The organism is Geothrix campi (assembly GCF_024609265.1).
GTDB lineage: Bacteria > Acidobacteriota > Holophagae > Holophagales > Holophagaceae > Geothrix > Geothrix campi.
Genome location: NZ_JANHMP010000001.1, coordinates 1,686,796 through 1,700,738, shown reverse-complemented (window position 1 = coordinate 1,700,738; position 13,943 = coordinate 1,686,796). Strand labels below are relative to the sequence as shown.

The window sequence follows — 13,943 nt, the reverse complement described above, 5'->3', positions numbered from 1 at the left end:
GGGCTGGGTTCCTTTTAACCTGCGATCAGGGGTTGTTTTTATGCGTTCGAGGATGCTCCTGGGCCTGATTTGGGCCTGCACGGCTGTTTTCGCCCAGCTCCCGCCGGGTTTGGATCTGCAGGCGCTCAAGCAGGCGGCGGCTGCCGCCGGCGTGCAGGGGACAGGCTCCCAGGGGGATGCCACGCCATCCCGGTCGACCGCCAGCCTGCCGGCTGCCACGGCCAACCCGGAGGAAGTCGCCCGGGAGCGGAGCGAAGACGAGAAGCTCGAGGCGGAGATCAAGGCCATGAAGGCCCGGGAGAAGGGCCCGCGCCGCTTCGCCGCGGACCTCTTCCTGGTGCGTCAGCGCGGCACGGCCGCCACCGAAGGCGGCATCGCCGAGGATTACGTGCTGGGTACGGGCGACCGGCTGAACCTCAATGTCTTCGGCAGCGCCACTTTCGACCTGCCCGTGCAGGTGGACGGCCGCGGCGAGATCGTGATCCCCAAGGTGGGCACGGCCAAGGTGGGCGGCCTGACGCTCGGCAAGGCCAAGGCGGCGATGCAGGGCCTGGTGAGCCGCAACTTCTCGCGCTCCTCGGTGGATCTGCAGGTGATCGAGCTCCGTGAGGTGCGGGTCTTCGTCATGGGCGAGGTCTACAAGCCCGGCAGCTACCTGGTGTCGAGCCTCAGCTCCCTGGTGAACGTCCTTGGTTTGGCCGGCGGCCCCACGGCCGTGGGCAGCTACCGCGACATCCGCGTGATGCGCGGCGGCCGGCAGGTGGCGGGCCTCGATCTGTATCCCCTGCGGGCCGAGGGCCTGGGCAATCCCAACGTGGCCCTGCAGAGCGGCGACACCATCTTCGTGCCCCTGGCCCAGAACCAGGTGCTGCTGGAGGGGGCCTTCCAGCGGGTGGCGGGGGCCAGTTACGCCCCTGGCCAGGAGTCCGAGGGCGGCCCCTATCAGGAGATGGATGCCCAGGAGGAGCAGCGGGCCCGCCTGCTGCGGGAGAAGAAGGCCATCGAGACCCAGCTTGGGATCGCCCGGGCGGATGCGCGCAAGGCCGAGGCCCAGAAGGAGCCTGAGGCCAAGCCCGGCCCCACCCTCGCCGAGCTGGCCAGCCTGGAGGACCGCCTGCAGGCCATCCAGTTCCAGCTGGAGGATCTGCGGTCCGCCCCGATCTCGGATCACCGCCTCCGCCTCAACCCGGCGAACGGCCAGCCCCTGAAGGCCAAGGATGCCTCCACCCCCGATTGGCTGCGGCAGTGGATGGAGTACGGCAATGCCCCCCAGATGCAGTTCGAATTGCGCGCAGGGGAGACGGTCCTGGATGCCCTGCGGTGGGCGGGCGGCTTCGCCCCCGAAGCGGGCGCGGGTGCCTTGACGCTGCGGCGACGGGAGCTGGATGGCACCGTGGCTGGGCGCGATGTGCCCCTGGATCGGGCGGGTCAGCTGACCCTCCAGCGGGGCGATGTCCTGTCGTCGCTGCCGCGCCGGGAACGGAAGGGGGCGGTGGTGGAAGTGGCCGGATGGGTGCGTGTGCCCGGCCTGTTCGCGCGGACCGAGGGCCTGCGGGTGGGGGATCTGCTGAAGCGGGAAGCCCAGGTGCTGCCGGATGCCTACCGGGCCCGGGGCGAGGTCGTACACACGGCCCTGGATGGCACGACGCGCCTACAGGCCTTCGACGTGGACAAGGCCCTGGCGGGGGATCCCGCCCACAACCTGGTGCTGGAAGACCGCGATCGCATCGAGCTGTTCCGGCTGGAAGAGCTGCGCCTGCCCCAGTCGGTGACGGTCATGGGACCGGTGGCCCGACCGGGAACCTACGATTTCCACGAGGGCATGCGCGCCTCGGATCTGATCTTCCGGGCCGGGGTGCTCCAGAAGGACGCGGACCATCTGGTGGCGGAATTGGCCCACAGCAAGGATGGCCAGTCCAGTGACGTGGTCCGGTTGGACCTGACCCGGCTGCTGTCCTCGGAAGCGGCGAGCCCCATCGCCCTGCTGGATGATGCGGTGAATCCGCGCATCCGCCCCGACGATCAGCTGAGCCTCTTCGCCCGGCCGGATTTCAGAGTCCATCGCACCGTCCGCATTTCCGGCCAGGTGGCACGGCCCGGGGCCTACGCCCTGGATCAGGAGCGCCCGAAGCTGTCGGACCTGGTCAAGCGGGCCGGCGGGCTGACGCCTGAAGCCATGCCCAAGGCGGGAATCTTCATCCGGCGCCTGGGCCGGGATGTCTCCCGGCAGAAGGCGGCGGCGGCGACCGGAGTGTCGCAGCAGGATCCCACGGCCCAGGGGATCAACGACATCCTGGACCGGCTCAGCGAAACCAAGCGCCAGCCGCTCACGGGCCAGCTCTTGAGGAACCCCATCCTGCACGGCCTGTTCGCCGGGGATCTCAACCGCCTGGTGGTGGACTTCGATCAGGCGCTCAAGGGCAATGCGACCTATGACGTGGACCTGCAGGACGGGGACGAGATCCTGATTCCCAGGCGGGTGGATGCGGCCTATGTGGTGGGCGAGACGGCCAGCCCCTTCGCCTCCTTCAAGGTGGTCCAGGGCCAGAAGGTCTCGGACCTGCTGCGGCTGGCGGGCGGTCTCACCCGGAATGCCGATAGCGGCGCCATCCGCCTGCTCAAGGCCGATGGCCGCATCATCGACAGCTGGGTGGAGGGGAAGCCGGTGGAACCTGGCGACACGGTGCTGGTGCCCCAGCGCTTCCGCCGCGACACCAGCTGGCAGGAGAATCTCCAGGCCCTGACGCCCCTGGCCCTCATCCTGAATGCCATCAAGTAGGGCCGCACCTGCTGATAGAATGAGAGGCCCCGCGACCGCGGGGCCTTTTCTATCGTGAGTGCCATGATCCTGCGCAAAGAGTACTGGTTCGAAGCGGCCCATTTCATCTACAACCACCCGGGCAAGTGCAGGAACCTGCACGGCCACAGCTACAAGCTGTTCGTGCTGCTGGAGGGCCAGGTGAACCCGGAGACGGGCATGATCATCGACTTCGACGACCTCTCGAAGGTGGTGGTGGAGAACGTGATCTCGAAGCTGGACCACCGCTTCCTCAACGACCTGATCCCCCTGTCCACGGCCGAGAACATCTCCGTGTGGATCTGGGACCAGCTCAAGCCCGCGCTGCCCCAGCTCTGCCAGATCGAAGTCTACGAGACCAGCGACAACTGCGTGATCTACCGCGGAGCCTGAGATGAAACGCGCCCTCGCCCTCTCTGCGCTCGTGCTGCTGGTCGGCTGCGACGCCATCAACCCGGCCCTGCAGTACCAGGAGGCGGCGCGCCAGCTGCGCTTCTCGCTGGATCGCGTGGAGCCGCAGATCGAACTGGCCTATCCGCTGGAGCGCTCGCGCCTGCGCCTGCGCCTGGACGTGGGCGTGGACAACCCCACGGACCAGCGCCTGCGCACTCGGCGCGTGCGCGGGGACCTGCGCCTGGCCGCCCAGGGTGGCGACCACGCCCTGGGGGCCATCGGTTTCCCGGAGGGCATGGACCTGGCGCCGAAGGGCCGCAGCACCCTGCACGCCGAAGTGGTGCTGAGCTATGCCGATCTGAAGAGCGCCTGGGGGCCCCTCACGGCGGCGGCCACCCGCCACGAGCCCGCCACCTGGAGCCTCAACGGCGAGGCCCGCTTCGAGGTGCTGGGCATCGAGTTCGGCGTGCCCTTCCGCACCTCGAAGGCCACCAACCGATGAACCACGGACCTGCATGATCCGCGCCGTCGTCTTCGACCTGTGGAATACGCTGGTCTACAGCCCGGCGGGGAGCCCGTTCCAGCGGCTGAAGGGCCTGCTGAGGCCGGAGCAGGAGCACCTGCACGCGGCCCTCATGCGGGATGGCATGATCCGGCCCTATGCGTCGGTGGAGGCCTTCCTCGAGGCCTGGCGCGAGCCCGCGGGGCTCGACCCGGAGCAGATGGAGGCCATGGCCCAGGCCTTCCGGGAGGCGGGGGACGAGGCGCTCTGTTTTCCCAGCGCGCCGGAGGCCGTGGCCGCGGTGCGCGACCTGGCGCGGGTGGCGCTGCTCTCCAACACGCAGAGTTTCGGCCTGGAGCTGCTGGATCGCCTGGGGATCTCCGAGCGCATCCGCCTCCAGCACCGGAGCGCCGATCTGGGTGCCCTCAAGCCGGAGCCCGCGGCCTACGAGGCGGTGCAGCGGCGGTTGGGCCTCTTTCCCGGCAACCTCGCCATGGTGGGCGACAGCTGGACCGATGATGTGCTGGGCGCCTTGGCCGTGGGCTGGACGGCCATCTGGGTGAACCGCGACGCCAAGCCGCGCCCCGATCACGACCCCGACGCCCCTCTGTACGAAGTGCGCAGCCTCGACCGGGTGCCCGAACTCATCGAGAACCTCCAGCTGGGCATGCGCTGTCCGACCTGTCTGGGCTGAAGCTCAGGCGGTGGCGCTGTTCTGGCCGGATAGCTGGACGTCGAGGACCACGGTCTGCCGGGGGGTGTCCTGGCGCTCGATCCACTGGACGCGGGCGCCGAGGAGACGGGCCAGCTGCATGAGGCCTTCCCGGGCCTCCTGATGCAGCGCGCCCGCCAGCTCGGGATGCAGGGTCAGGCGCACATCCGCGCCGCGCAGGCGTTCGCCCATGCGCACCAGCTCGCGGTAGGCCTTCAGCAGGGAGGTCTCCGGGCTCTGGGTGCGGCCCGCGCCGTTGCAGACAGGGCAGGGCTGGGTGAGCTGGCGTTCGAGCGAGGGGCCCGTGCGCTTGCGGGTGAGCTCCACCAGGCCGAACTCGGAGATGCCGCCGGCGCGCGCGTGGTTGCGGTCCCGCTTGAGCTCCTCCTGCAACTTCGCCAGCACCTCGTCGCGGTGGGCGGCGTCCACCATGTCGATGAAGTCGATGACCACGATGCCGCCCAGGTTGCGCAGACGCAGCTGGCGCACGATCTCGGGGATGGCTTCGAGGTTGGTGAGGTAGACGGTCTCCTCCAGATCCTTCTTCCCCACGAACTTGCCGGTGTTCACGTCGACGCTGACCAGGGCCTCGGTCTGGTTCAGCACGATGGAGCCACCGTGCTTGAGGAACACCTTGGGCTGGCGGGCGGATTCGATCTCGCCCTCGATGCCGAAGGCCTCGAAGATGGGCAGGTCGGAAGTGAAGTGCTTCACGCGGTTGGCCCAGTCGGGATGCAGCTTCTCGACGAAGGACAGCACTTCGCGGTAGGCCTCGGGATCATCCACCCAGAAGCTGGAGACCTCCTCGCGGAAGATGTCGCGCAGCACTTTCTGGAGCAGGTGCAGGTCATGCCAGACCAGGCCCGGTGCGGGCACGGTCTCGGCCTTGGCCTGGATCTCCTGCCAGGCCTGGCGCAGGAAGGCCACATCGCCCACCAGGTCCTCGTCCTTCTCGCCGATGGCGGCGGTGCGGACGATGAAGCCCTCGCCCGGCTGGGCGTGGCTGCGGATCAGATCCCGCAGGCGCTCCCGCTCCACGGGATCGGTGATCTTGCGGGAGATGCCGATGTGGTCGATGCCCGGCATGAAGACCAGGAAGCGGCCGGGGAAGCTCAGGTGGCGCGAAAGGCGCGGCCCCTTGGAGCCGATGGGATCCTTCACCACCTGCACCAGGGTCTCCTCGCCCTCCTTGAGGGGCGGCAGGGGGGGCGGCGGGGGCGGGAGGTCATCGGCGACGGGCTCTTCCCCCTCCTCGTCGGCGGACAGGTCGGCTCCCAGGCGCTGGGCCACGGGATCGTCCAGGTAGAGGAAGCCATCCTTGGCCCCCCCGATGCCCACGAAGGCGCTCTGCATGCCAGGGAGCAGCTTGGCCACCCGGCCCTTGTACACATCCCCCACCTGGCTTTTGTTCATCGTCCGCTCGAGGAACAGCTCGCAGAGCTGGCCGTTCTCAAGCAGGGCGATGCGCGTCTCCAGGGGGGTCGAATTGACCACCAGGGACTTGCGGACTTCCATGGAACCAACCTTTCAGAACTTTACAGGAGGGCGCCGTGCCCCGACTGCGGGCCCCAGGGCCGTACCAGGCCGAAGGGTAGGTCTTTTCTACCATGTTCTTAGGATGCCGCGCCAACGGTCGAAGGTTCCGGAGTTGGTATTTATTCCCTGAAGGAAACAAGGCGGAGACGGGATTGGCAGGATTAAAAGGTGAATTAAAAGGGTTTAAAAAACAAGATTGGCCAGTGATTTCAATGATTTCCGCCCGCAGCTCAGCCAGGGTTCATGGGGGAAGCATCCCAGGGTCGGTCACCCTCATCACAGTGCATCACCGGCAAAAAAAAGCCATTCCCCCGGCAGGCACCAGGCAGGAATCCTGTTCATCCTGTCCCGCTCTTTTCAGTCCGTGAAGGCGCTGACGCAGAGGGGGGTGCGCTCCTGGCGGCGGCGCTCGGTGATGCGGTTGCGCTCGTCCACGAAGACCACCTTGGGGGCCACGGTCTCGGCTTCCTCGGCGGTCATCCAGCCATAGGCGGCGATGATCACCAGGTCGCCCTTCTGGACCAGGTGGGCGGCGGCCCCGTTGATGCCCACCTCACCCGACCCCGGAATCCCCGGGATGACATAGGTGGACAGGCGCGACCCGTTGGTCACGTCGTAGATGTCGATCTTCTCGTTCTCCATGAAGCCGGCGGCTTCGATGAGCAACGGATCGAGCGTGATCGATCCCACGTAGTCCAGATCGGCCCTCGTCACGGTGGCGCGATGGATCTTACCGAGCAGGAAGTGGCGCAGCATGCATCCTCCGGTCCAGGCTCCGTCGGGAGTCCCGGCCAACGCATAAGGATGGACTCAGGTGTACCCTGGGTCCATCCTCGATTTTTGCCTAATCAGCCAAAGGTCAGTTGAACAGCACCACGTGGAGGTCCACACCCAGTCGGGGCGGGGCCACCGGGGGCGGGGCCACGGGCAGCCGGAAGGCTCCTTCCAGGTCCAGGCGGGCCCGGGGGTCGCGGACCTGGCGCAGCACCCACCGACCCTCGATGAAGACATAGCAGCGGGAGGGGTCCCCTGGCACGAGGGCCACGTAGCGCCGGCCTTCGCCGGGACGCCAGTAGCCGTCCATCCAGGCGGGAGCGCGGTAGTGGCGGCCCCCGCGGTCATGATCCTCGTACTCGTAGCGGTGGCGCTCGTACTTGCGCGCCTCCTTGTCCCTTTCCTTCCAGTATTTGCGCTCGGCCTTGTCGCGTTCCTTCCAGTACTTCCGGTCATCGCGGCGGTCGTCCCGGCGATCATCGCGGTCGTCCCGGCGATCGTCACGGCGATCATCCCGCTCCCCGCGGTGGCCGCGGCGTTCGTCATCGGGACGGGCGGTGGCAGGCAGGGCCGACAGGGTGAAGACGGCCACGAGGCCGGCACCCAGCAAACGTCGGAACATGGAACCTCCTTATTCAGTTGAAGAGCACGACATGGAGATCGACGCCGATCCTGGGCAGGGGCACGGGCGGCGGGACGGGAGCCAGCCGCAGGGTGTCGCGGACCTCGGCCTGGAGGCTCACGTCGAATCCACGGCGGAGTTCCCAGCGACCATCAATCAGGAAATAGGCCCGGTCGGTGTAGCGCGGATCCACGGCGATGTAGGGCCGCTCGGGGATCCTGGGGCCGAACTTCTTGGCCAGGCCGGGGGGCATGCCGCCCTTTTTGGCCAGGCCGGGGGGGACTCCGCCCTTCTTCGCGAGCCCTGGAGGGCCTCCACGGTCATGTCCGCGCCCCTGGGGCATGGCAAGGAGGGCGGCGGAGAGCAGGATCGGGACGAGCATGGAACCTCCCGGAATCGGTTCCGGTGGACTTCCCCGGAAGCACCCGACCATTCTACCCCCGCACCGGTGGAATGCCCGGGATGCGTCCAGGAATGAACCCACCGTGGGGCGGCCCGGGCCGAACCTATAGGTTTCAGGCGCTTTGGCTGCTGTTCTGCCCGGCCAGATTGGGGGAGGGAACCAGGAGCACGTTGTCGATGAGACGAGTGCTGCCCACGTAGGCGGCCACGCACAAGGCGACGGTGCGATCCACGGGCCCCTTGAAGGGTTCCATGGTCTGGGCATCCACCAGCTCGAGGTACTGGATGGAATCTGCGCCCGTCATGAGTGCCCGGGCCGCCTTCACCAGCTTCGACGACTGACGCTCCCCGGCGTCGAATGCCGCCTGGGCGGCCAGGAGGCCCTGGCTGAGGGTCGCGGCCCGGCGCCGGGCCTCCTCATCCAGATAGGCGTTGCGGCTGCTCAGGGCCAGGCCATCCGCCTCCCGCACGGTGGGCACGACCACGACATCCACGGGCAGGTTCAGATCCCGGGCCATGCGCCGAATCACCACCGTCTGCTGGAAGTCCTTCTGGCCGAAGAAGGCCAGGTCCGGCTGGACGATGCTGAAGAGCTTGGCCACCACGGTGGCGACGCCCCGGAAGTGGCCGGGTCGGTAGCGCCCGCAGAGGGTTTGAGCCAGGCGGCCCGGCTCCACATGGGTTTGGAATCCCGTGGGGTAGATTTCGGCGACCTCGGGCAGGAACAGCACCGTGGCCCCGGTCTCCAGACAGAGGTTCTGGTCCCGCTCCAGGTCCCGGGGGTAGTTGGCCAGGTCCTCGCTGGGGCCGAACTGCGTCGGATTCACGAAGATGGAGACCACGGTCACGTCGCAACGGGCGGCGCTCTGGCGGATGAGGGCCCCGTGGCCCTCGTGCAGGAACCCCATGGTGGGGACAAACCCGACCCGTTTGCCTTCGGCCCGCAGGGGTCTCAGGATGGCGCGCAGATCAGCAATGGAACGGACGACTCGCATGGACAAAAACGGGATCCTTCAGAAAGCGCCTGTCAGTTTACCAAGGGCGCGATCAGGGGTGCCACTGGGTCAGAACCGGACGAACAGCTTCTGGAAGGGTATAGGATTCCCGGCCATCGGGGAACCCTCCCGACCGCACATCCTCGGCCCAGGTCGCCAGGGCATCACGCAGGTCTTGGAATCCTTCGGCATAGCGCCGTACGAATTTCGGTGAAGTCCCGGGCAGCAGGCCAAGCACATCGTGGATGACGAGCACCTGACCCGAGCACTGGGGGCCGGCCCCGATGCCGATGGTGGGGATCTCGATGGTTTCCGTCACTTTGGCGGCCAGGTCGGCGGGAATGCCCTCCAGCACCAGGCTGAAGCAGCCGGCCTCCTGGAGCTTCTGGGCGTCCTCCAGCAGGCGCAGGGCCTCGGCCTTCTGCTTGCCTTGCACCTTGAAGCCGCCCATGGGGTTCACGCTCTGGGGGGTGAGGCCCAGGTGGCCCATGACCGGGATCTCCGCGTCGATCAGGGCGTGGATCATGGGCAGGCGCTTGGCGCCGCCTTCGAGCTTCACGGCCTGGGCCCCCCGCTGGAGGAACCCCCCGGCGTTCCGCAGGGTGTCCTCCACGCTGAGGTGGAAGCTCAGGTAGGGCATGTCGGCCACCAGCATGGCCGTGGGGTGGGTGCGGGCCACGGCTTCCAGGTGGTGGTTCATCATGGCCATGCTGACGGGCAGGGTGTTCTCGAAGCCCAGACACACGTTCCCCACGCTGTCGCCCACGAGGATGATGTCCACGCCAGCGGCATCCGCGATGCGCGCGGTCACGGCGTCATAGGCCGTGGTCATCACGAGTTTCCGCCCTGCGTGGTGCCAGGTGTGCAACTGGGGAAGGGTGACGCGGGGGCGCGCGTCCGCAGGCAGGTGGCTCATGGGGTCTCCGCTGGAAGGTCGAAGCCGTGGGCCTCCATGAGACCACCAAACAGTGGGAAAAGGATGAGCTGGATTTTCATTTCTAAGGTACCGCCCTCCCGTCGCCGATCCGGTGAAGGCAAGCCCGATCGGGTGGGGTCAGGAGTCGAACACCTGGCGGGATATTGGTTTGTACGTAGAGGATATAAATGCCTAGTTCATAGCTCAAATAGCTAGAAATGACGGAGATCACAATAGGTTTTTCCCTGCATTTTTGCGTTGAACCCAGAGGACCTGCAGGTGGAAAATCAAAGCATTCGGAGTGGTCGCGCCTTGGGTCGGAGTGGGGTGGGTCATGCCCTTCCCGTACCGGTGTCCTCAGTGGCCTTGTCCAGAGCCACCTCCGCCTGATGGCTGGAATGGGCCGTTCGACGCCAGCCACAACCCGCTTTTGATAGGAATGGAATGTCAGTGAGTCTCCCGATCTGCCCGGCCCTGGAATCTGCCACCCCATCCCACTCAACCCTCCATCGGCGCCCCCTTCAGATCTTCGTCCAGGCCTTCGCCGTCGGGCTGACCCTCCTGCTGGCGGCCTGCCGGGCGCCGGGCATGAAGTTCGATACCCGGGCCTACGACCGGGATACCCGCACCCAGGTGAATGGCCAGGACGTGACCTTGCACCCGCTGAACCCCGAGACGCTCAAGCGGTACGGCGCCCGCCCGGCGCAGGCCGGCTTCGAGGACCTGCTCGCCACGAAGATGGAGCCCTACCGCATCGGCGCCCAGGACATCCTCATGGTCACCGTCTGGGACCATCCGGAGCTGACCCTGCCCCTGGGCCAGTTCCGCACCGACGCCGCCACTGGCATGGTGGTGGACGATTCCGGATTCCTGTTCTACCCCTACATCGGGCGGGTGAAGGTGGCCGGGCTCACCGTGGTGGAGGCCCGCGACCTCATCACCGCCAAGATGGATGATGTCCTCCAGAAGCCCCAGGTGGATCTGAAGGTCCTCGCCTACCGCTCCCAGAAGGTCTTCGTCAGCGGCGAGGTGCGCAGCCCGGCCGTCTACAACATCACCGACATTCCCTTCACCCTGGCCGAAGCCGTGAACCGCGCCGGGGGCTTCCTCCCCACGGCGGATCAGAGCCGCATCATGGTGTCCCGCGGGGACCGGACCTGGTCGCTGAACTTCCTGGAACTCATGACCCGGGGCAACCGCATCGGCCAGATCCTGCTCAAGGATGGCGACTCGGTGCATGTCCACAACCGGGACGAGGAGCCGGTCTACCTGCTGGGCGAGGTCCGCAACCCCCGCTCCGTGCCCACCTATCACGGCAAGCTCTCCCTGGCCCAGGCCCTGTCCGATGCGGGCGGCATCAACCCCGCCAGCGCCGAAGCCCGGTCCATCTATGTGTTCCGGCGCGGCCAGGCCGACAACGCCGTGGAGGTGTTCCACCTGGACGCCTACAACCCCGTGGCCATGGTGCTGGCCGACCGCTTCGCCCTCCAGCCGCGGGACCTGGTCTACGTGGACGCCGGCCCCCTGGTGCGCTGGAACCGCGTGGTGAGCCTGATCGTGCCCACGGTCTCCGCCCTCACTTCCACCGCCTCCGAAGTCAAGTACCTCAGCCAGTAGCCCATGTCGATCGCCATCCGCCGCATCCTCGTCCTGTGCGAAGGCAACCACTGCCGCAGCCCCCTGGCCGAAGCCCTGCTCCGGCGGGCCCTCGGCCCCGCCAGCGACGTGCGCTCCGCCGGGCTCAGGGCCCTGGTGGGGGAACCGGCCCACGAGGAAACCCGGCGCCAGGGCATGGAACTCGGGCTCGATCTGAGCACCCACCGAGGGCGGCAGGTCACGCTGGATCTGGCCAAACGCGCGGATCTCATCCTGGTCATGGACCGGGCCCAGAAGGCCGCCTGTGAAGCCTTGGCCCCCAGCGTCCGGGGACGGGTCTTCCTGCTGGGCCACTGGCTGTCGCCGGATCGCCCCGAGATCGCCGATCCCATCCGCCGCAGCGCAGCGGACCATCGCCGGGTCGGCGCCCACATTCAGGGCGCCATCCAGACCTGGCTCCCCCGTCTCGCCAGAAGGACTCCATGAGCGCCAGCGACCCCTCCTCCATGCCCACCACCAGGGACTTTAGCGGCGCCGAGGACGGGGAGGAGATCTCCCTGGGGGAGCTGCTCGGCAACCTGTGGGAGGGCCGCATTCTCATTCTGGGGGCCACCCTGATGGCACTGCTGCTGGGCGGCTACTACGCCTGGCGCAAGAGCCCGGTCTACCAGGTGCAGGCCATGCTCCAGGTGGAGGACAAGAAGGGCGGCAAGGGTGCCCTCGGCATGGAGGCCCTGTCCAGCCTGCTGGAACAACCCACCGTGGCCCAGGCCGAGATCGAGATCCTCAAGAGCAACCTGGTGCTGGGCCGCACGGTGGAGGCCCTGGCCCTGGATGTCGTCGCTCAGCCCCGGTTCAACCCCCTGGTGGGCGATGCCCTGGTACGGGGTCGGGCCGATGCCCCGACCTTGCGCATCGAGCGCTTCGAGCTGCCCACCCCGGTGCAGGGCAAGGTCTTCCGCGTCATCGCCGGGGAGAACGGCGCCTTCCGCTGGGAGGATCCCGAGGGCCAGCTCCTGGCCCATGGCCGCGAAGGTGAGGAACTCAAGGCCACCTGGCTGGGCCAGCCCCTGGTACTTCAGGTGCGCCGCCTGGTGGCCCCGGCGGGCCAGCGCTTCAACCTCACCCGGCAGCCCTTCCTCAAGGCCATCGAGGGCCTGCGCCTGGGCCTGCTGGTCGCCGAGAAGGGCAAGCAGACCAACATCCTGGGTCTGAGCTTCGAAGATCGCAGCCCCCTCCGCGGGGCCGAGATCCTCAACGAGATCGTGGCCCAGTACGTGCGCCAGAACATCGAGCGCAAGGCCGAAGAGGCCTCCAAGACCCTGACCTTCCTCCAGGAGCAGCTGCCCCAGGTGCGGGCCAAGCTGGATGCGGCCGAGAACCAGCTGAACCAGTACCGCATGCAGATCGGTTCCGTGGACCTGCCGGAGGAGGCCAAGCTGGTGCTCAAGCAGAGCGTGGATCTGGAAGGCCAGATCCTGGGGCTCAAGCAGAAGAAGCAGGAGCTGCTGCGGACCTACAAGGAACGTTCGGACGTGGTGGCGACCCTCGATCAGCAGATCACCAAGCTGAGCGCCGAATCCCACCAGGTGGAGGGCAAGGTGCGCGGCCTGCCCCGCACCCAGCAGGAGCTGGTGCGCCTCATGCGCGAGGCGCAGGTGGGCACGGACATGTACACCGCCCTGCTCAACAACGCCCAGCAGCTGCAGGTGACGAAGGCGGGCGAGATCGGCAATGCCCGCATCGTGGACCACGCCCTGCCCAGCCTCGAACCGGTGAAACCGCAGAAGGCCATGGTGATCAGCTTGTCCGTCCTGCTGGGCCTCTTTGGCGGCATCGGCCTGGTCATGGTGCGCCGGGCCCTGCACCGGGGTGTGGAGGATCCCCGCCTCATCGAAGGCCACCTGGGCCTGCCGGTGGTGGTGACCGTGCCCCACAGCGAGCAGCAGGCGACCATCCACCGGGCCATGGAACGCCGGGAGGAGGGCCTGCACCTGCTGGCTCAGGCCAACCCTGAGGACCTGGCCGTGGAGAGCCTGCGCAGCCTGCGCACCAGCCTCCACTTCACCATGATGGATGCGAAGAACCCCGTGGTGCTGATCACCGGGCCGACGCCGACCATCGGCAAGACCTTCGTGAGCAGCAACTTCGCAACCCTGCTGGCCCAGGCCGGCTCGCGGGTGCTGCTGGTGGATGGCGACTTGCGCAAGGGGCTGCTGCACCGCCCCTTCGGCCTCCTCGAGCGCGGCCGGGGTTTCTCGGAGATCCTGTCCGGCCAGGTGGATTGGAAGGACGTGCTGCACGCGGCGGTGCTGCCGGGCCTCGACCTCATCACCACCGGTGCGCTGCCCCCCAATCCCGCCGAGCTGCTGATGACCAGCCGCCTGTCGGAGTTCATCCAGCAGGTGTCCGCGGCCTACGATCTGGTGCTCATCGACGCGGCCCCCGCCCTGGCGGTGACCGATCCCGTCATCCTGGCCAAACAGGTGGGCACGGTCCTCCTCATCGCCAAGGCCCGGGCCCACTCCCTGGAGGAACTCCGCATCGCCCTCAAGCGCTTCGAAAGTGGCGGTACCAAGGTCAAGGGCTGCATCTTCAACGATGTGTCCGCGGTGACGGTGGGCTATCAGCGCTATCGCTACGCCTACCACTACACCTACAAGTGATGGCTCTGCCCGTCGGTCATCCGCGCAGGCGC

At 67.5% G+C, this 13,943-nt stretch carries 13 protein-coding genes; 7 read left to right on the top strand and 6 right to left on the bottom strand.

Annotated elements, in window-relative coordinates; all coding sequences use genetic code 11:
• Window positions 1-40: 40 nt before the first annotated feature.
• From NOV65_RS07840 to NOV65_RS07825, 4 genes are all read left to right on the top strand, one after another.
• Window positions 41-2,779, top strand: a complete 2,739-nt coding sequence (locus NOV65_RS07840) for an SLBB domain-containing protein (protein ID WP_257305574.1) — start codon at window positions 41-43, stop codon at window positions 2,777-2,779.
• A 63-nt stretch (window positions 2,780-2,842) separates the two neighbouring features.
• On the top strand, window positions 2,843-3,190 hold the full coding sequence (queD, locus tag NOV65_RS07835) for a 6-carboxytetrahydropterin synthase QueD (RefSeq protein WP_257305573.1): 348 nt from the start codon (window positions 2,843-2,845) through the stop codon (window positions 3,188-3,190).
• 1 nt (window position 3,191) lies between these two features.
• Window positions 3,192-3,692 carry an LEA/WHy family protein gene (locus NOV65_RS07830; RefSeq protein ID WP_257305572.1) on the top strand — a complete coding sequence of 167 codons (501 nt, stop codon included), beginning with the start codon at window positions 3,192-3,194 and terminating at the stop codon, window positions 3,690-3,692.
• Window positions 3,693-3,705: 13 nt separating this feature from the next.
• The gene (locus NOV65_RS07825; RefSeq protein ID WP_257305571.1) at window positions 3,706-4,386 is read left to right on the top strand and encodes an HAD family hydrolase; all 681 of its coding nucleotides are present in this window, start codon (window positions 3,706-3,708) and stop codon (window positions 4,384-4,386) included.
• Window positions 4,387-4,389: 3 nt separating this feature from the next.
• Here the strand turns inward: NOV65_RS07825 and NOV65_RS07820 are convergent, their stop codons facing one another.
• The 6 genes from NOV65_RS07820 to panB all read right to left on the bottom strand — a co-directional run bounded on the left by NOV65_RS07820 (window position 4,390) and on the right by panB (window position 9,649).
• On the bottom strand, window positions 4,390-5,919 hold the full coding sequence (locus NOV65_RS07820; protein WP_257305569.1) for an Rne/Rng family ribonuclease: 1,530 nt from the start codon (window positions 5,917-5,919) through the stop codon (window positions 4,390-4,392).
• A 378-nt stretch (window positions 5,920-6,297) separates the two neighbouring features.
• A complete protein-coding gene (gene panD / locus NOV65_RS07815) occupies window positions 6,298-6,696 on the bottom strand; it encodes an aspartate 1-decarboxylase (protein ID WP_243295665.1) in 399 nt (132 codons plus the stop codon).
• A 103-nt stretch (window positions 6,697-6,799) separates the two neighbouring features.
• Window positions 6,800-7,336, bottom strand: a complete 537-nt coding sequence (locus tag NOV65_RS07810; RefSeq protein WP_257305568.1) for a hypothetical protein — start codon at window positions 7,334-7,336, stop codon at window positions 6,800-6,802.
• Window positions 7,337-7,349: 13 nt separating this feature from the next.
• Window positions 7,350-7,718 (bottom strand): hypothetical protein, encoded by a 369-nt coding sequence (locus NOV65_RS07805; RefSeq protein ID WP_257305567.1) that lies wholly within the window; start codon window positions 7,716-7,718, stop codon window positions 7,350-7,352.
• Between the two features lie 133 nt (window positions 7,719-7,851).
• The gene (panC, locus tag NOV65_RS07800; protein ID WP_257305565.1) at window positions 7,852-8,733 is read right to left on the bottom strand and encodes a pantoate--beta-alanine ligase; all 882 of its coding nucleotides are present in this window, start codon (window positions 8,731-8,733) and stop codon (window positions 7,852-7,854) included.
• 52 nt (window positions 8,734-8,785) lie between these two features.
• On the bottom strand, window positions 8,786-9,649 hold the full coding sequence (panB, locus tag NOV65_RS07795; RefSeq protein ID WP_257305564.1) for a 3-methyl-2-oxobutanoate hydroxymethyltransferase: 864 nt from the start codon (window positions 9,647-9,649) through the stop codon (window positions 8,786-8,788).
• 450 nt (window positions 9,650-10,099) lie between these two features.
• Between panB and NOV65_RS07790 the strand changes: the two genes are divergently transcribed.
• From NOV65_RS07790 to NOV65_RS07780, 3 genes are read left to right on the top strand one after another with little or no spacing between them, the layout of a single operon-like run.
• A complete protein-coding gene (locus NOV65_RS07790; protein ID WP_257305563.1) occupies window positions 10,100-11,266 on the top strand; it encodes a polysaccharide biosynthesis/export family protein in 1,167 nt (388 codons plus the stop codon).
• 3 nt (window positions 11,267-11,269) lie between these two features.
• Window positions 11,270-11,731 (top strand): low molecular weight protein-tyrosine-phosphatase, encoded by a 462-nt coding sequence (locus NOV65_RS07785; protein ID WP_257305562.1) that lies wholly within the window; start codon window positions 11,270-11,272, stop codon window positions 11,729-11,731.
• Complete coding sequence (locus NOV65_RS07780; protein ID WP_257305560.1) at window positions 11,728-13,911, top strand: polysaccharide biosynthesis tyrosine autokinase; 2,184 nt, start codon at window positions 11,728-11,730, stop codon at window positions 13,909-13,911. Before NOV65_RS07785 ends, NOV65_RS07780 begins: the two co-directional genes overlap by 4 nt.
• The last annotated feature ends 32 nt before the right edge of the window (window positions 13,912-13,943 follow it).